Source organism: Cupriavidus sp. KK10, from assembly GCF_018223725.1.
GTDB lineage: Bacteria > Pseudomonadota > Gammaproteobacteria > Burkholderiales > Burkholderiaceae > Cupriavidus > Cupriavidus necator.
Window position 1 is genome coordinate 3,470,049 of record NZ_CP073677.1, and the last position, 26,389, is coordinate 3,496,437.

Annotated in this window: 18 protein-coding genes and 2 pseudogenes; 8 read left to right on the forward strand and 12 right to left on the reverse strand. The window is 68.7% G+C overall.

Annotation, left to right across the window (positions count from 1 at the left end; genetic code table 11):
- Positions 1–15: 15 nt before the first annotated feature.
- A complete protein-coding gene (locus KB879_RS16290; RefSeq protein WP_211979426.1) occupies positions 16–4,104 on the reverse strand; it encodes a tetratricopeptide repeat protein in 4,089 nt (1,362 codons plus the stop codon).
- Positions 4,067–6,967: a bifunctional glycoside hydrolase 114/ polysaccharide deacetylase family protein gene (locus KB879_RS16295; RefSeq protein ID WP_249221137.1), complete on the reverse strand. Its 2,901-nt coding sequence runs from the start codon at positions 6,965–6,967 to the stop codon at positions 4,067–4,069. The genes KB879_RS16290 and KB879_RS16295 overlap by 38 nt, the downstream gene beginning before the upstream one ends.
- 1,017 nt (positions 6,968–7,984) lie before the next feature.
- Between KB879_RS16295 and KB879_RS16300 the strand changes: the two genes are divergently transcribed.
- From KB879_RS16300 to KB879_RS16315, 4 genes are all read left to right on the forward strand, one after another.
- A complete protein-coding gene (locus tag KB879_RS16300) occupies positions 7,985–8,188 on the forward strand; it encodes a cold-shock protein (protein ID WP_010810931.1) in 204 nt (67 codons plus the stop codon).
- Positions 8,189–8,415: 227 nt separating this feature from the next.
- Positions 8,416–9,285, forward strand: coding sequence for a presqualene diphosphate synthase HpnD (hpnD, locus tag KB879_RS16305; RefSeq protein ID WP_013953808.1), 870 nt, complete (start codon positions 8,416–8,418; stop codon positions 9,283–9,285).
- A gap of 59 nt (positions 9,286–9,344) precedes the next feature.
- Positions 9,345–11,363 carry a squalene--hopene cyclase gene (shc, locus tag KB879_RS16310; RefSeq protein WP_013953809.1) on the forward strand — a complete coding sequence of 673 codons (2,019 nt, stop codon included), beginning with the start codon at positions 9,345–9,347 and terminating at the stop codon, positions 11,361–11,363.
- Positions 11,360–12,046: a phosphorylase gene (locus KB879_RS16315; protein WP_013953810.1), complete on the forward strand. Its 687-nt coding sequence runs from the start codon at positions 11,360–11,362 to the stop codon at positions 12,044–12,046. Before shc ends, KB879_RS16315 begins: the two co-directional genes overlap by 4 nt.
- A gap of 18 nt (positions 12,047–12,064) precedes the next feature.
- Here KB879_RS16315 and KB879_RS16320 read toward each other — a convergent pair whose 3' ends face one another.
- A complete protein-coding gene (locus KB879_RS16320; protein WP_013953811.1) occupies positions 12,065–13,324 on the reverse strand; it encodes an Hsp70 family protein in 1,260 nt (419 codons plus the stop codon).
- Between the two features lie 251 nt (positions 13,325–13,575).
- Between KB879_RS16320 and nfsB the strand changes: the two genes are divergently transcribed.
- The 3 genes from nfsB to KB879_RS16335 all read left to right on the forward strand — a co-directional run bounded on the left by nfsB (position 13,576) and on the right by KB879_RS16335 (position 16,446).
- The gene (nfsB, locus tag KB879_RS16325) at positions 13,576–14,220 is read left to right on the forward strand and encodes an oxygen-insensitive NAD(P)H nitroreductase (protein ID WP_041228718.1); all 645 of its coding nucleotides are present in this window, start codon (positions 13,576–13,578) and stop codon (positions 14,218–14,220) included.
- Positions 14,221–14,365: 145 nt separating this feature from the next.
- Complete coding sequence (locus tag KB879_RS16330; protein ID WP_013953813.1) at positions 14,366–15,565, forward strand: CaiB/BaiF CoA-transferase family protein; 1,200 nt, start codon at positions 14,366–14,368, stop codon at positions 15,563–15,565.
- Positions 15,562–16,446, forward strand: coding sequence for a citryl-CoA lyase (locus tag KB879_RS16335; protein ID WP_013953814.1), 885 nt, complete (start codon positions 15,562–15,564; stop codon positions 16,444–16,446). The genes KB879_RS16330 and KB879_RS16335 overlap by 4 nt, the downstream gene beginning before the upstream one ends.
- A gap of 5 nt (positions 16,447–16,451) precedes the next feature.
- Here the strand turns inward: KB879_RS16335 and KB879_RS16340 are convergent, their stop codons facing one another.
- Both KB879_RS16340 and KB879_RS16345 read right to left on the reverse strand, forming a co-directional pair.
- The gene (locus KB879_RS16340; protein ID WP_211979427.1) at positions 16,452–17,705 is read right to left on the reverse strand and encodes a diguanylate cyclase; all 1,254 of its coding nucleotides are present in this window, start codon (positions 17,703–17,705) and stop codon (positions 16,452–16,454) included.
- A 204-nt stretch (positions 17,706–17,909) separates the two neighbouring features.
- Positions 17,910–18,659 carry an IclR family transcriptional regulator gene (locus KB879_RS16345; protein ID WP_013953816.1) on the reverse strand — a complete coding sequence of 250 codons (750 nt, stop codon included), beginning with the start codon at positions 18,657–18,659 and terminating at the stop codon, positions 17,910–17,912.
- 450 nt (positions 18,660–19,109) lie between these two features.
- On the opposite strand from KB879_RS16345, the gene KB879_RS16350 reads away from it, so the two are divergent.
- The gene (locus KB879_RS16350) at positions 19,110–19,343 is read left to right on the forward strand and encodes a hypothetical protein (RefSeq protein WP_010810922.1); all 234 of its coding nucleotides are present in this window, start codon (positions 19,110–19,112) and stop codon (positions 19,341–19,343) included.
- Positions 19,344–19,619: 276 nt separating this feature from the next.
- Here KB879_RS16350 and KB879_RS16355 read toward each other — a convergent pair.
- From KB879_RS16355 to soxC, 7 genes and pseudogenes are all read right to left on the reverse strand, one after another.
- Positions 19,620–20,390, reverse strand: a pseudogene (locus tag KB879_RS16355) (methyltransferase domain-containing protein).
- 67 nt (positions 20,391–20,457) lie between these two features.
- A complete protein-coding gene (locus KB879_RS16360; RefSeq protein WP_211979428.1) occupies positions 20,458–21,339 on the reverse strand; it encodes an ABC transporter permease in 882 nt (293 codons plus the stop codon).
- A 16-nt stretch (positions 21,340–21,355) separates the two neighbouring features.
- Entirely contained in the window at positions 21,356–22,192 is an 837-nt protein-coding gene (locus KB879_RS16365; RefSeq protein WP_153953288.1) for an ABC transporter ATP-binding protein, read from the reverse strand.
- Positions 22,193–22,194: 2 nt separating this feature from the next.
- Positions 22,195–23,205 (reverse strand): ABC transporter substrate-binding protein, encoded by a 1,011-nt coding sequence (locus tag KB879_RS16370; protein ID WP_153953287.1) that lies wholly within the window; start codon positions 23,203–23,205, stop codon positions 22,195–22,197.
- A gap of 79 nt (positions 23,206–23,284) precedes the next feature.
- Entirely contained in the window at positions 23,285–24,214 is a 930-nt protein-coding gene (locus KB879_RS16375; protein WP_041228944.1) for a TauD/TfdA family dioxygenase, read from the reverse strand.
- 153 nt (positions 24,215–24,367) lie between these two features.
- Positions 24,368–24,955 carry a c-type cytochrome gene (locus KB879_RS16380; RefSeq protein WP_013953822.1) on the reverse strand — a complete coding sequence of 196 codons (588 nt, stop codon included), beginning with the start codon at positions 24,953–24,955 and terminating at the stop codon, positions 24,368–24,370.
- Positions 24,942–26,182 (reverse strand): annotated as a pseudogene (gene soxC / locus KB879_RS16385) (sulfite dehydrogenase). Before soxC ends, KB879_RS16380 begins: the two are co-directional and overlap by 14 nt.
- Positions 26,183–26,389: the final 207 nt, after the last annotated feature.

Genomic DNA, 26,389 nt, shown 5'->3' on the forward strand with positions numbered 1-26,389 from the left:
TCCGCTGCCGCCGGCTCAATACAGCCAGCGATAGCGCATTCCCAGTTCCGTCAGCGGCTTGCCACCGTTGCGCGCCGCGGTCTCATGCGAGATATACAGCGCCAGGTGGTCGTTGCCGAACACCGATCCGGCCAGCCCGCCCTGCACGCGGAAGTTCTGCCGTGCGCGCGTGTCGCGCAGCAGCCCCACTTCACCGAACGGCCGCCACTTGCGTGTGTACTCATCCAGCAGCTCAGTGCCGAAGCCGAACAGCACGCCGGCCTGCGTAAAGCCCTGCGGCATGTAGAACGCCGGCGTGGCTTCGTCGCCGACCGGCACCAGCGACGCCATGCGCGGCGTCAGGCTGCCGCCGTTGGCGCTGTAGTTGGCATGCGTGCCGACCACACGCACGGTGTAGTCCGGATACGAGGTGCGGATCCTGTAGCCGGCCTCGACGTCATAGACCATGCCATGCCCCAGCGCGCTGCGGTCCTGCCCGCGGAAGCTGCTGTACTCGATGCGCGCGCCGACGAACTCGCGCAGGCTGAAGCGCCAGGTTGCGCCCAGCCCCACCACGTCCTTGGCCCCGCCCACGCGCAGCGGCGCCGATTCATCGGCCGGCTGGTTCAGCCCGGCCAGGGTGCTGAACTGCAGCCGACCCTGCTGGTTCCACTCGCCGAAGAAGCGCGCGGTCGCCATCGTGTCCAGTCCCTCGCGGTAGCCTGCAGTGGCACGCCAGCGCTTGCTGTTGTCGCGATAACCCAGCGACAGGTCGGCGCGCCGGTCGGACGACGGCACGTTCACCAGCTGCTGGGGGTCGGTGCTGCGCTGGTCGCGCCAGGTGCCGCGTAGGTTCAGGTCATACCCGTCCCACAGGCGCACGCCACCCGCGAGGCTGCCTTCGGTATATTCCAGCGGCTTCTGGTGCATGAAGCTCACGCGCGGCTCGATCGCCTGGGCGTTGTAGAGCAGCGTCTCCTGCAAGGTGTCCTGCAGCGTGTCGTCGGAACGGGCCCGCTCCTGGGTCTCGAAGGCCAGCGTCTGCGCGGCGCCGATGCGGTTCAGTTGCTGGTTGGCCTCGAGCTGGTTGGCCACCGGCACGCGGCCGGCCTGGCGCTCCAGGATGCGGTCCAGGCTGTTCATGTCCTGCTGGTCCAGCGCTATCGCCACCTCGGCATAGGCCGGGCGCTGCAGCCGGTTGACATACTGGCGGGCCAGCCAGCCGCGCGCCAGTTCGTTGGATTCCGCGGACATCGCCCAGGCCAAAGCGGCATCGCGACCGGCCGCGGACAGCGCGGCATCGCGGCGGGCCGCGTTGCGCACGACCTCCGCGGGCGCAGTTGCCGCCTCATGCAGCGGCGGCAGCCCGGCCACCTCGCCCAACTGCGACGGCGCGCCCGCCATCGGCGGCGCCAGTTCGCGCGCCGCGGTGGAAGCGCGGTCCGCGCGCAGCATCTGGATCACCAGCGCGCGCGAGACATCGCCCGAGGCAAAGATCTGCCCCAGCGCCACGGTCTGGCGGCGCAGGTCCGCGCGCGAAGGCGCGCCGGACTCGTTCTCGTACTCCTCGTCGCCGTCGGTGTTGTCGGGCCTCAGCCTGGCATAGCGCACCCCGCCCTGGGACCAGCCGTGGTGCAGGTCGATCCAGGCCTGGCGGCGCACGCGCCAGGCCATGTCGGTCTGGCCGATGGTTTCATAGGCATCGGCCATCAGGCTGAGCCAGAGCGGATCGGCGCTCTTGCCGTCATTGAGCCTGCGCAGGTAGTGCATGGCCGCGCGCCCGTCCTGGAAGCGCATATGGCCCGCGGCAAAGGCGCCCCACAGGTCGGGGTTGTCTTCCGCGTCGTCCTTCACCCGGCGCATCACCGCGCGCACCTCGGTAGCGCTGCCCTGGTCGACCAGCGTCCACAGCAGCGCCGCCAGGGTTTCGCTGTCGGCATCGCGCAGGCCAGCGGCGTGGCGCAGGTCGGCCAGAGCCAGGTCGCGCTGGCCGGTCACGCGGTAGTACTCCGCGCGCCGCATCAGGAAGCGGCTCGATTGCGCTGCCGCCTGGCGCTGCCCGGGCGTCATGTCCCGCAGCAGGCGTTCGATACGCGGGTAGGCATGGGCACGCGTGTAGTAGTACAGCGCCAGCTCCAGCGATGCCGGCTTGCCGCTGCGGCGCCAGTCGGCCTCGGCGATGCGCCCGGCGTCGATCGGGGTCTTGTCGTAGTAGGCGATCAGGTTGGAGAAATCCGCCTCCTGCGTGTCGCGGACCTCGTCCAGGCAGTCGTTGCGCGCCGGGCCCGCCGGCATCTGCAGGCAGTGTTCGTCCTGCGTCTGTGCCGCCGCCAGCATCAGCTGGCGATAGCCGTCCTTGAGCAGGTCGTCGCGCTGGTTCAGCCGCGCCAGCTCGGTAAAGGTGCGCCAGTAAAGGATGTCTTCCTTCCCGGCCGTGGCACGCGCCGGCAGCATGGCGTCCAGCGCCTGCGCCAGCTTGCCGCGCACATAGAGCAGGTTGGCGAGCTTGAGGGCATAGGCAGGGCGTGGGCCAAAGCGCTGCTGCAGCTGCGTATAGATCTGGAACGCGCGCTCGTCGTTGCCGGCGCGCTCGGCCAGCGCGGCGTGGCGCTCCATGATGTCGCGCGCCCTGGGGCCGTGGCTCAGGCCTTCGAGAAAGCGCATGGCCTCTTCCGGTTCGCCCAGGCGTTCGTAGGCCGCCACCACCTCGTCCACGGTCTTCAGGTCCGAGCCGCCCGCGCGGTGGCGCAGCGCGGCCAGGTAGGCGCGATCGTCGGACAGACCGGGGGCGAGCCGCATCACCGCATCCCACGCACGCTCGTCGTTGGTGGCGCGGGCATAGTCGAGCCAGCTCTTCAGGGCCACGGCGGGCTGGCGGTTCCATTCGGCCACCTGGGCCAGCCGTTCGCGCCAGATCGCCTCGCCCGGCAGCCGGCGCACCGCGGTCTCGGCCACGCGCTGCGCCTGGTCGAGCTTGCCGGCCGACAGGAACACGCGATAGGCGAGCTCGTAGTCGTCGGCGTTGAACGGCTTGTCGGCTGGCTCCGCCGGTGCTTGCGCGGGAGCAGCAGCTTGCGCCGCAATCTTGCGCGTACCCAGCTGGCCGGAAGCGGCCAGCGCTTCACGCAAGGCAAGGCCGCGCGGCCCGTCGAGGAAGACCAGGCCGCGCTCGGCCCAAGGCTGGCTGGCGGCGATGCGCCGCACCTCGGCCTGGCGCGCGGCCAACGCCATGTCCCCGGCATCGCGCATGCGCGCCGAGACCTTCAGCAGCCGCTCCACATAGCGGCTGGCCTGCTCCGGCTTGTTGGCCGCCAGCGCCAGCTTCGTCAGGTAGCGCAGCACCTCCGGATCGTCCAGCAGCTTGCCGCCGTGGCGCTCGGCCTGCGCCAGCGCTTCGTCCAGCAGGTTGCCTGACTGCAGCGTCTGCACCGCCTTCAGGAACAGCGCGCGCCGCTCGGCCAGCGTGGTGGCGGCCGCCTGTTGCGCGAACAAGGCGTTGGCGGCGTCGCGATAATCGCCGCCCGCGATCGCCATATCGGCCAGCTGGCGGTTCCAGAAGGCCGCGTTGTTACGGTCCTGGCTGGCCAGCGCCGCATAGAACTTGCGCATGGCGTCCTGGGCGCCCGCCTGGCTGGACTGCGTGGCCAGCGTTTGCAGGTCGGCCAGCCCCCAGCTGCGCCCGGCAGCCTGGTCCAGCAGGCTGCGCAGCTGCACCAGGTTCTGCTCGCGCTCAGGCGTATCCGGCAGCGCGGCCCAGGCGCGCTGCTGCGCGATCTCGATGCGGGTGCGCAGGATCTGGCCCGACAGGTCGGTGCCCTGCACCGCCTGCATGCGCGCCAGCATGGCCTGCGCCTCTTCCAGCCGGCCGGTGCGCGCGTATTGTTCGGCCAGCACGCCCATGAAAGCGGGGTCGTCGGGTGTGACCTTCCACCAGGCTTCGAGGTAGGCCATGGTCAGCCCGTCGATGGTGCGGCCCTGGCCCAGCAGGCGTTCGCGCAGGGTCTCGCGCGGGAACATCAACGCCAGGCCGATCCCCACCATCGCGGTGAAAGTCAGCACCAGCGCCGGCGGTAGCAGCCGCTCGCGCTCAACCGGCGCAGCGGACTTCGACTTGTTGCCTGGCATGGTTCGGATCGGTGACGGGTGCGGTGTCCACGCGCAGCGTGTCGCGCTCGCGGACGGCCTGTACGGGCTTGCCATCGACGCTCACACGGCAGTTGCCGGCGTTGGCAAGACGGAAGAATGGCTTGAAGTAGCCGCTGAAGGCGAAGCGCGTGACGCCATCGCGCTGCGACCAGTCGCGCACGATGCCGTTGGCTTCGGCCAGTTGCGGCGCGGCCGGGGCAGTGACGGTGTCGCGCACGGCAAAGCGCGCATCGCCGCCATCCAGGTGCAGGTAGACGCCGCCGCCCGGTGCCGGCGAGGTGCCGGTCACGCCGTGCGCCGCGCCCACGTCGGGCATGCCCGCGCCGCTCCAGCGCAGGTTGCGCAGGTTGCCGTCGCCGCGCACGATCCATTCGGCACCGGTGCTGCCCGGCCCGCCGTCGCCAACGTCCCGCGCCACGGCCATGTCCTGCCAGTCGAGCACCTTGCGCACGTAGTCGGTCGAGTGCAGCGGCAGCAGCGGCTGCGCCAGCACATAGTCATAGACCTTGCGCAGTGCCTTCAGCGACGCGGCCTTGGTGCCCGAATAGCTGTGGTAGTAGATATTGACCGGCTTGAAGCGATAAGGCTTGTCGGTCAGCTCGTAGGTCTCGATCACGCGTTCGAAGCCGTAGAACGGGCCGTGCCAGAGGTTGGTGTAGACGTTCTCGTTCTGGTTGGGCGCAAATACCTGGAAGGTGCCGCCGGGCTTGTTGATGCCCAGCGGCGCAATCGCGGTCCAGCTGGGATTGCTGCGCGTGATCAGCGTATCGCCGCCGTTCATGTTGAGCACGCGCGCCTTGTCGGTCAGGCGCAGCGCCTCGGCCGGCGGCTGGCAGTCGCCCGACCACAGCAGCATGCTGACCGGCTTGCCGGCCGGCGCCAGCGTGCGGTTGATGTAGTCGATGGAGCCGCCGATCTCGCGGTTCAGGTCCATGCTGTAGCCGGGGATGCTCAGGTGGAAGGCCTCGTCGCCCTCGACCACGGCGGCCCCGCTGGATTGCGCTGCCTGCCCTGGCGGTGCCGGCACCGTGCGCGACCATTCGAACGGATGCGAGAAGGTATGGCTGGCCACCTCGACATAAGGCTGCGCGAAGATCTTGCGCGCGATCGGCTCAAGCTCGGCGCTGAGCCTGGGGTACATGCCGTCCTTGCTGACTTCGCCCTGGATCACCGACATCGTCATCGGCAGCCGGTAGCGGTCGAAGATCTCGCGGAACAGCACCTCGCCGGAGAAACCGCCGCCGGGAATCTCGGCGCGCGAGGCAAAGCCGTCGCCGTCGATATGGATGGTCAGCAGGCGCCGGCCGTTCTCGGTGGTGACATCGGGCACGGGCATGGCGGGCAGGCGCAGCGCCTCGCGCAGGAAGTCCAGCGGCTGCACCACCCAGCGGCTCTGGGGGTTGCCGTTGCCGCTCTGGCGCACCGCATACGGCCCCAGCACATAGCCGCCCCACGGCGTGATCGCGGCGGCGTCATAGGTCAGCGTGCCCGAGCGCAGGCGCAGCAGCGAACGGTAGCCATCGCCGTCCGGCACCTGGATCGCTTCGGCCTGGGTGCGGTCGGGGGCCACCGGCATCTCGAAGCCCATCATCCGGTCCTTGGCCAGCACCTCGACCGGGCCCGACACGCGGCCCTTGACGGTCTTCAGCCCGAAGCTGCGCGCCACCGCGCCGCTCACGTTGGTGCCGAAGTCGTTGAGGAACACCACCGGCATGCCCTGCGCCATGCGCGCCTGCACCCAGGTATAGAAGCGTCCCGGCTGCGCCGTGACATTGCCTGACAGGTACACCACCACGCCGGCGTAGCGGTCCGGCCCGATCTCGGGCAGGTCCTCGCTGGTCTCGGCGAAATCCACGCGATAGCCAAGGTAGTTGAGCGGCATCGAGACAAAGCGCACGCCCTCGGAATCATCGATCGACACGCCGGGGCGGCGCTCCTGCACCACCAGCACGCGCCGGGGCAGCACCTCGACCTTGCCGATGCCAACCGTCTGCAGCCCGGGATCGGCCACATAGGGCGTGATCCCCAGCGCGCGGATGCGCTGCGCGGTTTCGCGTGCGCAGCGGCGGTCCGCCGGCGGGCAATAGTCGATGGAGATTACCGGCAGGCGGTACTGCTCGCGGATGGTGCGCGCCTGCGCCAGCAGCCAGTCGCGGTCCGCCTGCGGCACATTGACATAGCGGCCCTGGGCCTGGTTCCAGCTGCGGAACAGCGATTCGAAGGCAACGGCATGGGCCAGGTCGTGCACCTGCGGCAGGATCTCGAAGCCGCGGTTGAAGACCAGGCGCGCCTCGGGGTAGCGCGCCTTGATGGCGCGGATCACGCGCACCAGCCCGGCTTCCTGCCGCGCGCGCTCGGCGTCGGTCCTGGCGGCAAGCTGGTAGGAATCGAGGGTATCGAGGAAGAAGCCGCGGAAGCCGCGCTGCCACAGCGGCGCGATCACCTTGTCGACATAGAAGGCGGGCCAGCCGTCGGCTGCCTGGTCGATGACCGGGGCGTTCCAGGCGTCATTGCGCCCGACGAACCAGGCCTTGGGGATGTCCTTGAAGTAGGGGCGGCTCTCCAGCACCTCGCCCACGCTGACATAGGCAAACCAGGCGGTGGCCGGCGTCGCCGCCTGGCGCGGGTCGAAGCCGCTGTCGGGCTCGACCACGGCGATGTCGAAGGCCTGCAGGGCGTCAACCGGCGGCTTGGCGCCGTAGTGCAAGGCGATCGACGGCAAGGATGCCGTCTGCGCCGCGGGCACCGGCGCGGCCGCAGCCGTCGCCGCCCCGAGGGCCAGCGCGATGCCTTGCACCCGCTGCGCCATGCGCATCCCTACCCACCCCGATCGGAACGGCATGCGACCGCCCCGGCTCCCTTGTGCTTCCTCCAGCTGCTTCACAGGCTTGCTTCCTCTTCTCTGCGCACGCCGGCAAGTGCCTCACGCACAACATTTCCTGATGCGGTCGTCGCCGCCTTGTGTCCGACTGTGGACCTCAGAATCGGAAAAATCCGATGGTATCCGGCAAACGAATGCTAGGACAGACGCATGGATCACATTGTCAACAATTGTCCCAACACTGAGACATTGAGCCGGCTCGCGCATTAACGCGCGCCGCAGCGCCGCAGGGCACGTGCCAGCCACGCTCGTGGTACGGGCGCACCGCGAGCGGCCCTCAGTCTCAAATGCAAACAACGGAAACAGTCCAGGCCCCGTGCGCGACGGGTGGTGGGGCTGTCCGCAACCGCAATGCCGGACAGCTAGGTTTGAAACGCCATGATGGATTCCCCGTTCCGATCTTTTATGTATGGGCCCGCATACAGTGAGCGCGCTCATGTATGTCTGTGCATGACGCGAGCGCGGCCACCGGCCTGGCCTTTATTGCCAGCATAATGATATCTCCGGGCCGCGCCCGCTTCCCCCGAACGCGGTAGGCATTGGCTGCCGTAAGAATTTGTAAAAAAGATGGCACGCCCATGCACCGGACGGAAGCCATTATGCCCGGGGGCGTGGCATCGCGCTCGCTGACGGTGCACGCACAACCAAATCCGCCAATAGAAAATCAGGGAATTCACTGAACTGAAGCCGAAGTAGAAAACGCTAACATCTCCTATCGGAACCTCTCATCATGATTAGGCGCTTAGCCTGATTGACACGCCGGGAAAATTCGGCAGAATGATTCCCACTTGTGCAGCGCCCATGCGGTGTGTCTTTTGGTGTTGTCGTTCCGTGACGTTTTCGGTTGTCACGACAGCGACATATCGAAGTCATATGGAATGCGCTGGCGGGGAACATAAAAAAGGATCCGCTGGGTGCGTTGCACACGGTGTATAACGAGCGTTTTCGCTCATTTTGAAATTCAAGGTTGAGATAGATATGGAAACCGGTACCGTTAAGTGGTTCAACGACGCCAAGGGCTTCGGCTTCATCACGCCGGATGAAGGTGGCAATGATCTGTTCGCGCACTTCTCCGCAATTGAAGGCAATGGCTTCAAGTCGTTGAAGGAAGGCCAGAAGGTACGCTACGTCAAGGCCATGGGCCAGAAGGGCGAGCAAGCCACCAAGATTCAGGCCCTCTGATACCGGTGGAGTCCGGGCCGGTCCAGCGGACCGGCCGAAAGGAAAGCCCCGCAGCTTCGGCGCGGGGCTTTTTTATTGGCGCGCCGGCACCGGGGCGGTGGAGACTGCGATCCTGCAACGGGTGAAATTGCTATAATCGGCCGACCCACAACCACCCTCCCGCCAGTGGGCGCGCACGGATGCTGCGCGGTCAGTGCGGGACGGTATGCAGCGTGTCGAGGAGTTACGTGGCCGGTACTCAAATCGCAACGCAAGACGCCCCTGTCGCCGCCGACCATGGCGGCCAGGCCGGCCCAGCGGCATCGGCCGGCAGTTCCTTCCATGCCGCGCTGCGCATCCTGCCGTCAGCGCAGCGCCAGGCCATGTTCGAGATCTATGCGTTCTGCCGCGCGGTCGACGACATCGCCGACGGCAACGCACCGCACGCCGAGCGCCTTGCCGCGCTCGATGCCTGGCGCCACGACATCGCCGCCTGCTACGCCGGCAATCCGCCTCGCGCCCTGCAGCCGCTGAGCGCGCAGATCCGGGCCTTCCACCTGCAGCAGCAGGATTTCCTCGCCGTGATCGACGGCATGACCATGGACGTGGTGCAGGACATCCGTGCCCCTGACGCGGCCACCCTCGACCTGTATTGCGATCGTGTCGCCAGCGCTGTCGGCCGGCTGGCGGTGCGCGTGTTCGGCCTGGAAGAAGCGTGCGGCATTGCGCTTGCGCACCACCTGGGCCGCGCGCTGCAGCTGACCAATATCCTGCGCGATATCGACGAAGACGCTGCCATCGGCCGGCTCTACCTGCCGGCGGAAGCGCTGGCCGCGGCCGGCATCGGGGCGGACACGCCCCAGGCCGTGGTGGCCCACCCCGCCGTCGGCCAGGCCTGCGCGGCCGTGGCGCGCGAGGCCCAGGCGCACTATGACCAGGCCTATGCCATCATGGCGCGCTGCCCATCCCGGCAGGTGCGCTCGCCGCGCATCATGGCCGAGGTCTACCACCGCATCCTGGCGCGGCTGCGCACGCAGGGCTGGCGCGCGCCGCGCCAGCGCGTGCGCCTGCCGCGCGCCCAATTGCTCTGGATCGTGCTGCGCCACGCCATTGGCTGAGCGCTGCACCCGATGCATGCCGGGCGCGGCCGCGCCGCGCACCGGCATAAGGAGTCTGCATGTCGATGAATGAGACCGCCTTTGCCACGGCAGTGCCACGGATCGCGCCGGCCAGCGCGGGCGACAGCCCCTCGCCGCGCGGCGCCGCGCAGGCACTGGACCACGGCATCGGCCGCGCGATCGACGCGCTGCTGCACCAGCAGCGCCCCGACGGCCACTGGGTCTATGAACTGGAAGCCGACGCCACCATTCCCGCCGAATACGTGCTGATGGTGCACTACCTCGGCGAAGCCCCGGACCTGGAGCTTGAAGCCCGCCTGGCCCGCTACCTGCGCCGCATCCAGAATCCCGATGGCGGCTGGCCGCTGTTCCATGAAGGCCGCTCCGACGTCAGCGCCAGCGTGAAGGCCTATTTCGCGCTGAAGATGGCCGGCGACGATCCCCAGGCCGCGCATATGCAGCGCGCGCGCCGGGCCATCCACGCGCTGGGCGGCGCCGAGGCCAGCAATGTATTCACGCGCACGCTGCTGGCCCTGTACGGCGTGATGCCGTGGTCGGCGGTGCCGATGATGCCGGTCGAGATCATGCTGCTGCCGCAGTGGTTCCCGTTCCACCTGTCCAAGGTCTCGTACTGGGCGCGCACGGTGATCGTGCCGCTGCTGGTGCTGAACAGCCTGCGCCCGCAGGCGCGCAACCCGCGCGGGGTCGGCATCAATGAGCTGTTCGTCGGCAATTGCCATACGGTGCGGCTGCCGCCGCGCGCGGCGCACCAGCACGCCGGCTGGTACACCGTGTTCCGCGGCCTGGACGCGCTGCTGCGCGTGGCCGAGCCGCTCGTCCCGCGCACGCTGCGCCGGCGCGCCATTGCCGCGGCGCAGGCCTTCGTGCGTGAGCGGCTCAACGGCGAGGACGGCCTGGGCGCCATCTTCCCGGCAATGGCCAACAGCGTGATGATGTTCGACGTGCTGGGCGTGCCGCCCGACGACCCGGCGCGCGCGGTGGCGCGGCAATCCATCGAGCGGCTGCTGGTCGAGCACGGCGACGAAGCCTATTGCCAGCCCTGCCTGTCGCCGGTGTGGGATACCGCGCTGGCCGCGCACGCGCTGCTGGAAACCGGCGAGGCGCGCGCAACCGCCGCGGCCGGGCGCGGCCTGGACTGGCTCAGGCCGCTGCAGGTGCTGGACGTGCGCGGCGACTGGATCGTGCGCCGCCCACGGGTGCGCCCCGGCGGCTGGGCCTTCCAGTACGCCAATCCCTATTACCCGGACGTGGACGACACTGCCGTGGTGGCCGCCGCGATGGACCGCTACATGCGCGCGCACGATGTGCCGGGCCGCTATGACGAAGCCGTGGCGCGCGCCGCCGAGTGGATCGTCGGCATGCAAAGCAGCGACGGCGGCTGGGGCGCGTTCGAGCCCGAGAACACGCATCTCTACCTGAACAACATCCCCTTTGCCGACCATGGCGCGCTGCTGGACCCGCCCACCGCGGACGTGTCCGCGCGCTGCCTGTCGATGCTGTGCCAGATAGGCGCCACGCCGGGCAAGAGCGAACCCGCCGCGCGCGCGCTGCGCTACCTGCTGGCCGAGCAGATGCCCGACGGCAGCTGGTTCGGCCGCTGGGGCACCAACTATATCTACGGCACCTGGAGCGCGCTGTGCGCGCTGAACGCCGCGGGCCTGGCCCCGGAAGCCCCCGAGATGCGCCGCGCCGTGGCCTGGCTCGAACAGATCCAGAACGCCGACGGCGGCTGGGGCGAGGACGGCAGCAGCTACCGGCTCGATTACCGCGGCTACGAGCCGGCGCCGAGCGTGGCCTCGCAGACCGCGTGGGCGCTGCTGGCGCTGATGGCAGCCGGCGCCGCGCGGCATCCGGCGGTGGCACGCGGCATCGACTACCTGCTGCGCACGCAGCAATCCGGCGGGCTGTGGCATGAGCCACGCTTTACCGCCGTGGGCTTTCCGCGCGTGTTCTACCTGCGCTATCACGGCTATGCGCGCTACTTCCCGCTGTGGGCGCTGGCGCGCTACCGCAACCTGCAGCGCGGCGGCGCGCACCAGGTGTCCTGGGGGCTATGACGGCACCGTTCGTGCTGGTCGTCACCGGCATGGCGTTCGAGGCGCGCATCGCCGCCGGCCCGCATTGCCGCGTGGTGCACGGCCTGCGCGGCCTTGCGCTGGAACAAGGCGTTTCCGCGATGGCGAGCCGGTACTGCATGGGCATTCTCAGCTTTGGCGTGGCGGGCGGGCTGGATCCCGCGCTGGCGCCGGGCGATCTCGTGCTGGCGGACTCGGTCTGCGCGGCAGGCGAACGCTACGACACCGACATGACCTGGACCCGGGCAATGCACGCGGCACTGCCGCATGCCAGGGTCGGGGTCCTTGCCGGCGCGGACCAGCCGGTGCTTTCGGTTGCCGCCAAGCAGATGCTGCACCGGGCCACGGGGGCGCTTTGCGTCGACATGGAATCACACCTCGCCGCGCGCATGGCGGCGGCTTGCCGGCTGCCGTTCGCGGCTTGCCGCGTGGTGATCGACCCGGCCAGCCGCGCGGTCCCGGCTGCCGCGGCGGCGGGCATGGGTGATGACGGCAAGACCGATGTGGGCGCGGTGCTGGGCAGGCTCTTGCGCGCGCCGTGGGAACTGCCGGCGCTATTGCGGCTGGCGGGCGATGCGGCGGCCGCGCGCGGCGCGCTGCGGGCGGCCCGGCTGGCGCTGGGGGATGAATACGGCTTGCGCGATATGCGAACGCTGGCCGGCTGAGGGGATCCCCTGACGGCGTCAGCCGCCAAACTTCCGCACAGCATCCAGCGCCAGCCCGCTGCCGATGCTGCCAAACCGGTCCCCTTCCACGCAACGCGCTTCCGGCAACAGCGCCGCCAGCCGCTGCCGCAGCAGCGGCACGCTGCTGGAGCCGCCGGTGAAGAAGATGGTATCTACCGCGGCGCCATCCACGCCGGCGTCCACCAGCAGCTTCTGCACAGTCTGCTCGGTCTTCACCACCAGCTTGTCGATCGACGCATCGAACTCGTCGCGCGTGATGGTCAGCGTCAGCCCCTGCTCCAGCCGGTGCAGGTCCACGTCGGTGCTGCCGTCATCGGACAAGGCGATCTTGGCGGCTTCCATCTGGATGGCCAGCCAGTGCCCGGCACGCTCGCGGATCAGCCGCACCAGGCGGTCGAGCTTGACCGTATCCGCTGCGTCGCGGTAGTTGTCCATCACCAGCGACCACGCCTTGCGCGTATAGACCAGGTTGATGGTGTGCCAGCTGGCCAGGTCGAAATACTGGCTGGACGGCATCGCCTTGCCGTTGCGCAGCGCGCTGCCCAGGCCCAGCAGCGGCATTGCGCGCGCCAGGCTGAGCGCACGGTCGAAGTCGGTGCCGCCGATATGCACGCCGCCATTGGCCAGGATGTCGTCGCGCCGGTCGCTGCGCGCGGCGCGCTCGGGCGACAGCCGCACCAGCGAGAAGTCCGAGGTACCGCCGCCGATGTCGGCCACTAGCACCAGTTCCTCACGCGTGATCCGGGCCTCGTAGTCGAAGGCCGCGGCGATCGGCTCGTACTGGAACGCGATCTCGCCGAAGCCCGCGTCGCGCGCGATCTCGGCCAGGGTGTCTTCGGCGAGCTGGTCGGCGGCCGGGTTCTCGTCGATGAAGAATACCGGGCGGCCCAGCACGGCGCGCGAAAACTCCGTGCCGGCAGCCTGCTCGGCACGCGTCTTCAGCTCGCGGATGAAGTGCGCCAGCAGCTTGCGGAACGGCATCGCCTGGCCCATCACCTCGGTGCTGTCGTCCATCATCGAGGTGCCCAGCAGGCTCTTGAGCGAACGCATCAGCCGGCCTTCATAGCCAGCCAGGTAATCACCCAGCGCGGCGCGGCCATAGCTGACCAGCGGATCCTCCGCATGGAAGAAGATCACCGAGGGCAGCGTCACCTTGCCGTCCTCCAGCGGCAGCAGCGCCGCCGGCCGCTCCGGATGGCTCCAGCCGACCGTTGAATTGGACGTGCCGAAGTCCAGGCCGCATGCGTTTGACATCATCGATTCCGTTCCCTGCAAGACAAAGTAGCCCGCGCGGCGCAAGGCCGGCGCGGGCGGGGGCGTCATTGTAGGGCAGTCGCGCTGACCGTGGAGGCCCGAGGGGCAGACGATGTTGTCGGGAAGCTATTTTCAAACATGCATTGAAGGCAGTACTAATCAAATGTCTCTTTTTCAATGACATGGCAACTGGGACCATGGCGACCTCGGCGTGGTGCTCCCTGCATCACCCACTTTCCAACTGGAGCCTGGTCATGAATCTCTCCGACATCGTCGATACCCGGTATGCCACCAAAGCCTTCGAGGCAGGCCGCACCCTGCCCCAGGCCACCGTGGACCAGCTGCTCGCCGTGCTGCACAAGAGCCCGTCCTCGGTCAATTCCCAGCCGTGGCACTTCGTGGTTGCCGCCACGCCCGAAGGCCGGGCACGGATGACGCGCGCCACCGTCGACCGCCATCCCTACAACACGCAGAAGATCCAGGACGCCTCGCATGTGATCGCGCTGTGCGTGCGCACGGAAATGGATGCCGCCCACCTGGCCGGCATCCTGGCGGCCGAGCAGCGCGACGGGCGTTTTGCCGATGACGCTGCCCGCGCCGGCATGGACAAGATCCGCCGCGGCTTTGTCGACCTGCACCGCTACGACCTGCAGCACTGGATGACACACCAGGTCTACCTGGCGCTGGGCGGCCTGCTGATGGCCGCGGCCGCGCTGGGCGTGGACGCCACGCCGATGGAAGGCATCGATACCGGCCCGCTCGACCTCGAACTGGGCCTGCGCGAGCGCGGACTGACCAGCGTGGCGCTGGTCAGCCTGGGCTACCGCAGCGCGCAGGACTTCAATGCCGCGCTGCCGAAGTCGCGGCTGTCGCGGGAAGAAGTGTTCACGTTCCTGTAATTCCGTTCCAGCAAGTCCGGCCCCGGCAGGGGCTGGCGCGTGCCTTGACACGCCAGCATGCGCCTCCTATGCTGCGTCTGTTCTTTATTAAAGACCATTGTTCTGTTCTACGGAACATCAAGAACGTACGGCCGGACGTAGCCCCATGCAAAAGCCCCTGCGCCATATCCGCGTGCTCGACCTCACCAATGTGCTGGCCGGGCCGTTCTGCTGCCACCAGCTTGCCCACCTGGGCGCCGAAGTCATCAAGGTGGAAACCCCCGGCACCGGCGACCTGGCGCGCCAGCTGGGCGCCGATGCCGAGCTGAACCAGCGCCTGATGGGCGTGTCGTTCCTGGCCCAGAACCCCGGCAAGCAGTCGCTCACCCTGAACCTGAAGCACGCGCGCGGCAAGGAGGTGTTCCGCAAGCTGGTGCAAAGCGCCGACGTGCTGGTGGAGAACTTCCGCCCCGGCGTGATGGACCGGCTCGGGCTGGGCTACGAGACCCTGAAGCAGGACAACCCGCGCCTGATCTACTGCGCGATTTCCGGTTTCGGCCAGGACGGGCCGCTGGCCGGGCTGCCGGCCTATGACCAGATCATCCAGGGCATGGCCGGCGTGATGAGCATTACCGGCGATGCGCAGAGCGCACCGTTGCGGGTCGGCTATCCGGTCTCGGACACCATCGGCGGGCTGACCGCGGCGCTGGCGGTGTCGGCGGCGCTGGCGGACCACCAGCGCACCGAAGGCTATTTCATCGACGTATCGATGCTGGAAGCCACGCTGGCCACCATGGGCTGGGTGGTGTCCAACCACCTGATCGCCGGCAAGGTGCCGGCGCCGATGGGCAACGAGAACATGACCGCCAGCCCCTCGGGCACGTTCCGCACCGCGCACGGGCTGCTCAATATCGCCGCCAACAAGCAGGAACAGTTTGAAGCCGTGTGCCGCGTGCTGGGCCGTCCCGAGCTGGCCGCCGATGCGCGCTTCGCGCAGCGCCAGGCACGGCTGGCCAACCGGGGGGAACTGACACAGGCGCTGGAAGCAGAGCTGGCGAAGAAGCCGGCCACCGAATGGTGGCCGCTGCTGACCGAGGCCGGCGTGCCCGCCGGCCCGGTGCTGGACGTGCCGCAGACGCTGGCCCATCCGCAGGTGCGCGAGCGCGGCATGATCGGCGAATTTGCCGATGCGCCCGGCGTAGGCCGCGATATCCGCGTGGTGCGCACCGGCTTCAAGCTCAACCGCGAGGCCCCGGCCGTGGACACGCCGCCGCCGGAGCTGGGCCAGCATACGCGGCAGGTGCTGGCCAGCCTGGGCTACAGCAATGCGGACATCGACCAACTGAGCGAGGAGCGCGCGATATGAGCGGCATCGACACCAGCAGCCACCCCGGCCACACCCGGGATGACGCCATGGACCCGGGCCAGCGCCTGTCGCAGGACTGGTGGCGCACCGGCATCATCGACATGCGCCCGGGCGAGATCCGCTACCGCGGCTACCCCATCGAACAACTGATCGGCCGGGTCTCGTTTGCGCAGATGATCTGGCTGATGCTGCGCGGCGAGCTGCCCGGCCCCGGGCAGGGCGAGCTGCTGGACGCGGCGCTGATGGCCGCGGTCGACCACGGCCCGCAGGCGCCCAGCATTGCCATCGCACGCATGGCGGCCACCTGCGGCGTGGGGCTGAACAACGCCATGGCTTCCGCCGTCAACGTGCTGGGCGACGTGCATGGCGGCGCCGGTGAACAGGCGGTGGCGCTTTACCAGGACGTGGCGCAGCGGCTGGATGCGAGCAGCGCCATGGACGACGCCGTCGCCGCCGCGCTGCAGCACTACCGCGACCTGCACGGCAAGTTCATTGCCGGCTTTGGCCACCGTTTCCACCCGGTCGACCCGCGTGCGCCGCGGCTGCTGGCGCTGGTCGACCAGGCCGCGGCCAACGGCGTGGTCAGCGGGCGCTACGCGGGGATCGCGCGCGCGGTCGAGGCAGCGCTGGGTGCCGGCCGCGGCAAACCCATCCCAATGAATATCGATGGCGCCACAGCGGTGATCTATGCCGAACTGGGCTTTGCCGCACCGCTGGCGCGGGGGCTGTTCTGCCTGTCGCGCTCGGTCGGCATCCTGGCGCATGCCTGGGAACAGACCTGTGAGGGCGGGCGCAACAAGGGCCCGATGCCGCGCCAGTTCCTGTGGACCTATGACGGTGCGCCGCAGCGCGATGTGCCAGAGCCAGGCCGGCAGGCATAACGGGGTCAGCCGGCCAGGTCGGGCTCAGGCGCCAGCATTGACGCCGGCGATGCGCTCGCGGCCGCCGGCGCCACCATGGACGAGGCCAGCACGTAGCGGTCGCGCCCATGTTCCTTGGCGTGGTAGAGGGCGCGATCCGCATCGGCGAACAACAGGCGCCACAGCGCTTCCTTGCTGCCCGGGCCGCCGCGCAGCTGCGCCATGCCAATGCTGACGCTGGCATGGCCATGGCCGGCGGGCAGTTCGATCGCGCGCACCTTGCGCAGGATCCGGTTGGCCAGCGCCGAGGCCTGCTGCTCGTCGGTATGCGGGCACAACACGCAGAACTCCTCGCCGCCATAGCGCCCGGCCACGTCCGAGGCGCGGCGCGAATTGTCCAGCGCATGCGCAACCTCGCGCAGCACGGCGTCGCCGGCGTGGTGGCCGAAGGTATCGTTGACCTGCTTGAAATAATCGATGTCGATCACCAGGCAGGACAGCGCCTGCCCGTCGCGCTGCCAGCGCGCCACCAGCGACAGTGCCGACATCTCAAGCGCCCCGCGGTTGAGCAGCCCGGTCAGGGCATCCACGCGCGCGCCGCTTTCGTTGTGCGCGATGATCTGCTCCATCGCCATCATGGTGAAGCCGAACAGGCCCAGCAGCGTGGCGATCAGCGGCGCCAGCAGCCAGGCCGAGCCGGCCGAGCCGGCAAAGAACAGCGTCAGCGGCGCGGCGCCCGCACCGCCCGCCACGGGCAGGTTCATGGCATGGCTGAAGCCGGCCAGCTGCGTGGCCAGATGCACCAGGCTGGCCACCAGCACCAGCGGCGCGCCGATGCTGCGGCGCCCGCGCCCGGCGCGCGCCAGCGTGGCAAAGGTGGCCAGCGACACCAGCGCCAGCAAGCCGTAGACGATGCGCAGCACCACCTGCTGCCCGTCGGGCATGCCGCTGGTGGCCGCGATCAGGCCAAGCACGATCACGCCCGCGGCGGCCAGCGCCGCGGGATGGGCCGGCACCCCGTAATAGACCCGCACGCCGCGGTAGATCAGCAGCCAGCCAGCCACGAACGCCAACGCACCCAGCGTGCCCAGATGGCCCGTGCCGCAGGCAGCGCTGATGGCCAGCGCCAGGCCCGCGGCCGACACCAGCACGTGCCCGAACGCCCACAGCCGCCCCGCCTCGCTCGCGCGCAGCGCGAACACCAGCCCCGCCGCAATAATCAGCGTGCTGCAGAAAAACACCATCATCACCACCGCAATGGTCTGCTGGTCCAGGTGCACGGGGATTTCCTCAAGGATGCCGTCTGCCGCGCCGTCAATATCGAGCAGCGGGCATCAGGCCACAGGGGCGCGAAGCAGGCATCTCCCGCACTTGTTTTCACAACATGTGACGTGCGTTGTTTTCAATGCCAGCCGCATGATAGCCCGCACATGCCGGGCCGTGGCACCCCCGACAAGCCGGGTCGGGCCGGCTGCACACGCAGCTCAGTCCGGGGTGGCCTTGTCCGCAATGCTGTCCGGAAAGGAGCCGCCCAGCGCCTGGGTCAGCACACGCGCCGCATGCAGCACATCGACGCGGAAGTCTTCCCGGTAGCGCGAGGCCGGGCAGGTCAGCGTCAGCGCGCCGCACAGCACATCGCCGGGACCGAACACCGGCGCCGACACCCCGGCAAGATCGGGGCTGCGGTCGCCCACCAGAGCCGCCACGCCCTCGTGCCGGATGCGCTCGTAGAGCGAGCCGGACTCGCCCGCAAAGGCGCGCAGCACGCGCGCGCCGGCGCCCCGGTCGCGCGGCAGCAGTTCGCCGGCGCGGACATGGTCGCGCACCGGCTGCGGCGAATCGACGCGGTACAGGCACAGTCGGTGCTCGCCCTGCTCGACATGGAAGGCCGCGCTTTCACGCGTGATGCGCACCAGCTCGCGCAGCGCCGGCATCACCACCGCCTCCAATGAGAACGACGCCGCGTAGACGGCATTGAGCCGCGCCACCTCGGGACCCAGCCCATAGCGCCCGTCCGGCTGGCGCCGCACCAGCCCGGCGTGCTCGAGCGAGGCCAGCAAGCGCAGCAGCGTGCTCTTGTACAGGCCACTGCGCTGCGCCAGCTCGGCCAGCCCCAGCGCGGTATCGCCAAGGCGGAACACCGACAGCACGAACAGCGCCCGGTCCACGGCGATGGCGCCGCCCGCGGCGGCGTGCTTGTCGGCTTCTGAAACCTGTGCGGCTTTGCGTGGCATGGCGGACGGCGGCGATCCTGGCTGGACCGGATGACGGAACGATGCGCCAACGTATAGAACGCATCCCGGCTTGTCAATCCGCCCTGCTGCGTGTCAAGGAAGCAGCACACGTGCGCCGGAGCCGCGCAAACGACGCTGCACGCATTCATGGATCCGGGCGGCGGCGCGCTGGCGTTTTTCTGCAACACGTGGCCAGTGCCTCCTGCCGCCCAGGCCGTCGCCCAAGCGCCTTCGCCGGCCCCCCGGCTACCGCATGCGCCACATTGCGTGCGCGTACTCGCCACTCCCCAGTTTGCAAGTGGAATTAGAGGGAAAGTTACCTGCTTTTGATTAAGCAGCCGCTGCACGGCGTGGATAAAATCATGCGTTGCCTGACCTCTGCGCAATCCCTGCGCTGCTTTCCGTACCCTCGCTGCAATGTCTCACCGCCGTGCTTTTCCCGACCCTGGTATGACCGTTCCCGCCCTCTCGCTTGGCGCCATCCTGGATGACCTGCGTAGCGCCCCGCGCCCGCTGACCTCCGCGGAGTACACATACCTGGCCCACCTGCGGCAGCGTATCGTCACCGGCGACGCAGACCTGTGGACCACGCTCGAGACCGCGGGCGTGCCATGCAGGGAACGCCGCCTGTCGCCCGAAGTGGTGCAGGCGCTGACCGCTATCGGCCATTTGCCGATGCACTGAGCCCGGCTCGCACCACCCCGCATTGCAGAAATTTCCCGGGGTCATTTCGGAAAGCCGCACCCTCCAGCCAGCCTGCGTCCCGCTACGATCGATCCACTTTCGATTCGCCGGGCACCGTGCTTCCAGTCAAGCGCCAAGCATGCCCCGGCCACGGCCCAGGCATGGCTTACCCAAGCAACCGGCGCGTCAGCTTCCCGCGACGGCCCGGAAACCCGAACCCGGCGCCGTTGCGCGCCACGGCGCCGCATTCTGGGTGCGGCAGGCGACGATGTAGCGTCAGGCCAGCCGTTCGCAGCAATAGGCCTCGGTGCGATAAGGGAGAGCAACCTCGGCTCGGCCCGCCAGCGCGGGATGCCCGTCGATAACCGCCTGCAGCCGTTCACGCACGCGGGCTTGCTCCGCCGCCGGCAGCGCGGCAATGAAGCTCACCGACATCACCCGGTCCACGATCACCTGCTGCGGCGCCCCTACATGCGTGTAGGGCAGGCGCTGCAGCGCCAGCGGCCCGAAGCCCTCGGCGGGAAAGACCCGCCTCCAGTCGCCCTTGTAGAAGCGCGGCGCGTCGCCTTCATACGGCGTCATGATGGCCGTCAGCTGCGCCACCCAGTCCACGCTTTAATCGCGCACGTTCCATACCAGCCCTAGCCGGCCGCCGGGGCGCAGCACGCGGCCGATTTCCGCCATCGCGCGCGCATTGGCAAACCAGTGGAAGGCCTGCGCGCAGACGACGGCGTCGACGCTGGCATCGGGCAGCGGGATGGCCTCGGCACTGCCTTCCAGCGCCTGCACTGACGGCAGCACCGTGGCCAGCTGCGCGCGCATCTGCGCCACCGGTTCGACCGCGATCACCGTCGCCCCCGTCTCCACCAGCCGGCGCGTGAACTTGCCGGTGCCCGCGCCCAGGTCCAGCACGGTGCGGCCCGCGCGCAAGCCCAGCGTGCCGCGCAGCCAGGTGTCGATTTCAGTGGGATACTCGGGACGTCCGCGCGCGTAGGTATCGGCCTGGCTGGCGAATCCCTGTGCGGCGGCCTGGTGGATGGCGGTCATGGGTGGGCTCCGGTTGCGTACCGGAGGCGTAGCCTACGCCCCATGCCGGCACACGGCAAGCGGGCGGCTACTGCTGCATGCCCCAGCGGCGCACCGTGAGCCGTTCCAGCGTGGTGAACACCAGCCCCTCCACCAGCAACCCGATCAGGATCACCGCGGCCAGCCCTGCAAAAACGCGGTCGGTGTAGAGCTCATTGCGGTTCTGGAAGATGAACCAGCCCAGCCCGCCCTGCCCCGACGACGCGCCGAACACCAGCTCGGCCGCGATCAGCGTGCGCCAGGCAAAGGCCCAGCCGATCTTCAGGCCCGACAGGATCGCCGGCAGCGCCGCCGGCACCAGCACCAGCGCGACATAGCGCAGCCCGCGCAGGCCGTAGTTGCGGCCCGCCATGCGCAGCGTCGGCGGAACTGACTGGAAGCCCGCGTACATGTTCAGCGCCAGCGGCCACAGCACCGAATGGACGAGCACGAAGACCAGGCTCCTGGTGCCCAGCCCGAACCACAGCAGCGCCAGCGGCAATAACGCTATCGCCGGCAGCGGGTTGAACATGGCGGTGAGCGTATCCAGCACATCGCGCCCAAAGCGCGTGGACACGGCCAGCGAGGTCAGCACGAACGCCAGCACGATGCCGGCCGCATAGCCGCGCAGCAGCACCGACAGCGAAATCGCCGCCTTGCCCGGCAGCTCGCCGCTGCCCACCGCCTCGGCAAAGGCGCGCATCGTGGCCAGGCAGGACGGCAGCAGCAGGTCGTTGTCCTGCACGCGCGCCACCAGCTCCCAGATCAGCCCCAGCGCCAGCAGGATCACCGCCTTGCGCAGCCAGCCGTGTTGCCACAGGCGCTGGTACCACGGCAGCGCGCGCGCAAGCGGGGCTTCGGTGAAGGGTTCAGGATCGCGTTCGTATTCGGGCCGAAGCGTGTCGGCCAGTGTCAGTGTCGGTTGCGTCATGATGCGATGTCCCGGATCAGCGGCCCGCCGCGCTGCGCGCACGCGGCGCGGCCTCGGCTGCGGGCTCGTCGAACAGCAAGGTATGGATGCGTTGCGCGGCGGCCTGGAATTCGGCGCCGCCCTGGCTGGCCAGGCTGAACTGGTGGCTGTTGAGTTCCGCGCGCACGCGGCCCGGGTGCGGCGACAGCAGCAGGATGCGGCTGCCCACCACCAGCGCCTCTTCGATCGAATGCGTGACGAACAGCAAGGTGAAGGCTGCGTCGTCCCACAGCGCCAGCAGCTCTTCCTGCATGCGCCGGCGCGTGAGGGCGTCCAGCGCGGCAAAGGGCTCGTCCATCAGCAGCACCTTGGGGCGCATCGCCAGTGCGCGCGCGATCGCCACGCGCTGCTTCATGCCGCCCGACAGCGTATGTGGGTAGGCATCGGCAAAATCGGCCAGCCCCACCTTGTGCAGGCTGTCCAGCGCCAGCTCGCGCGCCTCTGCCCGCGACAGCTTGCGCGCTTGCCGCAGCGGGAACATCACGTTCTGCACCACCGTTTTCCACGGCGGCAGCTGGTCGAACTCCTGGAACACCACGATGCGGTCCGGGCCGGGCTGCAGCACACGCCGGCCTTCCAGCCGGATCTCGCCCTCGCTGGGCGGAACGAACCCGGCAACCGCCTTCAGCAGCGTGGACTTGCCGCAGCCGGACGGGCCCAGCAGCACGAAGCGGTCGCCGGCATGCACGTCGAAGCTGACGCGATGGGTGGCCCGCACGATGCGCTCGGGCGTGCAGTACTCCAGCGACACGCCATCCACCTGCAGCAGGGGCGTGGCGCGGTCCGACACCACGCGCAGGTTGTGGGTGGCCATGCTCAGCTCCCCTGCGCGGTGACCGGGTCCTGGAAGAAATAGTCCTGCCAGGACTTGGGCTGGTTGCGGATCGCGCCCACGCGGTGCATGAAAGCGGCCAGCGCAAAGGTGTTCTGCGGCGCCACGCGGAACTGCACCTGCGGGTTCTTGAGCACGCGCAGCAGCAGCGCGCGGTCGGTCTTGGCCTTGCTCTGGCGTAGGTAGATGTCGGTGGCCGCTTCCGGATTGGCGGTGGTAAAGGCCGCGGCCTCGGCCAGCGCATCGACGAAAGCGCGATAGGTCTTGGGATTATCGTTGCGGAATTTCTCGGTCGCGTACAGCACCGTGGAGGAGCTGGGGCCGCCCAGCACGTCATACGAGTTCAGCACGATGCGCGCGTTCGGATTGCCGGCCAGTTCCTGCTCCTGGAACGGCGGATTGCCGAAGTGCCCGGTGATCTCGGTGCCGCCGGAAATGATCGCCGCGGCCGCATCCGGGTGCGGCACCGCCACGGTCCACTTGTCGAGGCGGTTGTACTCCTTGTCGCCCCATTGCCTGGCCGCAGCCAGTTGCAGCACGCGCGACTGCACCGACACGCCCACCGCCGGCAGCGCGATGCGGTCCTTCTCCGTGAAATCGGCAATCGATCTCACTTTGGGGTTGTTGCTGACCAGGTAGTACGGGAAGTTGCCCAGCGACGCCACGCCGCGCACGTTCTGCTTGCCGTGGGTGCGGTCCCACAGCGTCAGCAGCGGGCCCACGCCGGCGCCGGCGATATCGATGGCACCGGACAGCAGCGCGTCATTGACCGCGGCCCCGCCCGACAGTTGAGTCCATTCGACCTTGATGTCGACGCCCTGCTGCTTGCCGTGTTTCTCGATCAACTGCTGGTCGCGCGCCACGTTGAGCAGCAGGTAGACCACGCCGAACTGTTCGGCAATACGCAGCTTGCCTTCGGCGTGCGCGGTGCCGGTGATGGCCAGGCCGGCGCTCAGCGCCAGCAGGCCGAGCCTGCGGGAAAAACGAGAGAACATGATCGAAACTCCGGGGAATACGTGGATGAGCGCTTGCCAGTGCAAGCGCGTACGGTGACTTGCGATACTGCTGCCGCCTTCAGCGCGGCACGTCACCTTCGATGGTGGTGCGGTACATCACGCGCCGCAGTTCCGGCGGACAGCCCGCGGCAAGATGCAGCAGCGAGCGGTTGTCCCAGAACACCAGGTCATGTGGCTGCCACTGGTGGCGGTAGATGTGGGCGGGCTTGACGCTGTGCGCGAACAACTGGTCCAGCAGGTCGCGGCTTTCCTTCTCGGGCAGGCCGACGATGCGGGTGGTGAAATGCTCGCTGACAAAGAGCGCCTTGCGCCCCGTTTCCGGATGGGTGCGCACCACCGGCTGCAGCACCGGCCTGACTTGCGCAATCTGCTCCGGCGTCAGGTTGGGCCGCCACGGGCTGCGTTGCTGCAGCTCGGCATAGCGCGCCAGGTAGGTGTGCTCGGCCTGCAGGCCATCAACGGCGCGCTGCAGCGCAGCCGGCAGCGTGTCCCAGGCCAGGTGCATGTTGGCGAACAACGTATCGCCTCCCTCGGCGGGCAGCTCGCGCGCATGCAGCAACGAACCGAGGCTGGGCTTTTCCTTGTACGACAGGTCCGAATGCCAGAAGTGGCCGGCATCGCCCAGCCCGATCGGCTTGCCGTTCTCGACCACGTTGGACACCACCAGCACTTCCGCATGGCCCGGCAGCTGGAACTGGTGCAGCACGTGGATCTGCAGCGGGCCGAAGCGGCGGCTGAAATCGATCTGCTGCGCGGGCGTGATCTGCTGGTCGCGGAACACCACCACGTGGTAGTCGAGGTGGGCGCGATGGATGCGGGCAAAATCCGCGTCGGACAGCGGCTGCGACAAGTCGAGCCCGATCACTTCCGCGCCCAGCGGCGCGTCCAGCGCACGGATCTCGAAGTTGCCCGCATCTGCGAAAAATGCGGTGGAAAGCGGCGCGCTCTGCTGGCGCGAAACACTGGCGTGGGCGGTTGCGGTCGTCATGGCAAGCTCTGGCATACGGGGGAAGCCGATGCGGCATCGGGGATGCCGCGTACAAGCTTGCACTGTAGAGAGCCGGCCATCGCCCGGTCAACGAATCATATCGCTGGCCCTTATCCGCTTATCGCATATCCATGTCTCGACATTTGCGGGCCATCAGGGCTTGCCGGGGCAACCGCTGCGGCACGGCACGTTGGCCGTATCCGGGCGCGCGTCGGCGACAAAGCCATCGCGGTTCGGCATCTTCACCTGCGGCAGCGTGCTCGCGTCCAGCACCGCATCTGCGGGCAGGACGCCGTTCCTGTGCAGCAGCCACGCGGTGACGGCATAGACCTCGTCCGGCGCCAGGCTCTGCGGCGCGTTGTAGGGCATGGCGCGGTTGATGAAGTCGAATACCGTGGTCGCGTAGGGCCAGAAGCTGCCGATGGTCTTGACGGGGTCCTTGCCCCTGGCGGCGTCCTTCAGCGTGCCCTGCCCGCCCACCAGCGCATCGGCCGGCTTGCCTTCGCCATTGACGCCGTGACATGCGGCACAGTGCTGCGCATAGACCTGCTGGCCCCGCGCGACCGTGCCGCTGCCTGGCGGCAGGCCAGTGCCGTCCGGGGTCACGTCGATATTCCACGCGGCAAGATCGCGCTCGCTGGCGGGGCGGCCTATGCCGAAGGTCTGCGCAAGGACCGTTTGCGCAGCGCAGGCCAGCGCCAGCACGGCGACGGCACCGCTGAATCGTTCAAGCGCGCGCATTGGCAATGCTCCCGTCCGCGGCCACGCGCCAGCGCTGGATCGCGTTGTAGTGATAGGTGGAAGCCACGCCGCGCGCGGCCACCAGCTGGTCCGGCGTGGGCTGGACGTTGCCGGCTTCGTCGATGGCGCGGCTCTCCAGCGAAGCTGGCCCGCCATCCCAGCGCCACGGCAGGCGGAAGCGCACCAGGGCGCGGTCCAGCACCGGCTCCTGCAGTTGCGCCTCGCGCCAGCTGCGGCCGCCGTCGACCGACACCTCGACGCGGCGGATACGCCCGTGGCCCGACCACGCCAGGCCCGCGATCTCGTAGAAGCCGCGCTCACGCAATCTGTGTCCGGCGCGGGGAAGGTGATCACGGACTTCACGTCCATCAGGAAGGTGAACTGCCGCGCGCTGCCGTCGGGCAGGGAATCCGTGTATTTCGAAGTCTCTTCGCGCGACATGAACGGCGCGCGCCCCAGCTTCAGGCGCCGCAGCCACTTGATGGACATGTTGCCCTCATAGCCCGGCAGGAACAGCCGCAGCGGATAGCCATGCTCGGGGCGCAGCATCTCGCCGTTCTGCGCATAGACCAGCAGTGCGTCTTCCAGCGCCTTGGCCAGCGGCACGCTGCGCGTCATCGCTGCGCCATCGGCGCCCTCGGCTAGCACCCACACAGCTTCCGGCGCCACGCCGACTTCGTCCAGCACCACGGACAACGGCACGCCGGTCCATTCGCAACAAGACAACAAGCCGTGGCTGATCTGCACGGACTTCGCACCGGGCGCCTTCCACTCGCGCCCGGTGTTGCCCGAGCACTCCAGGAAATGGATGCGCGACACCGACGGCAGGCGCACCAGGTCGTCCATGGTGAAGATGCGCGGGCGCGCCACCAGGCCATGCACCGCCAGCCGGTGCTGCGCCGGGTCGATCAGCGGGATGCCGGCGTGAAGGCGCTCGAACACCAGCCCGGTCGGCGTGATGATGCCGCGCAGGTCCTGCAAAGGCGTCATCGACGAGTTGGCGCCGGGCAGCGGCGCCGCGCTGCGGCTGCGCCGCACCACGTCTTTCTCGAACGGGGACGGCTGGCCATACGGATGCCACAGCACGGGCTCGCCCGGCGTGCGCGTCCACGGCGCAACCGTCAGGGGTTCTGCGCGCGCCGCAGTAGCGGCGCCAGCCGCGGCGGCGCCCAGCACCGCCCCGCGCTGCAGGAAGCGCCGGCGGCCGGAAGTCAGGTCATTGCTCATCGTGAGGGCTTGGTCAGCCTGGCAGGGATCAAAATGCGCAGACTGTAGGACAGCACCGGCGCTCGGCCAACGAAGAAGATTGCATGCCGATATGCCAACGCCGCGCTGCGCGCCATATGCGCGGGGCCGATAACCAAAGTCGGAATCATTCGTTCTGGTCCGCGCGCAGCGCCGCTTATCGTGGAGCCGTCCTCCACTTCAAGAAGG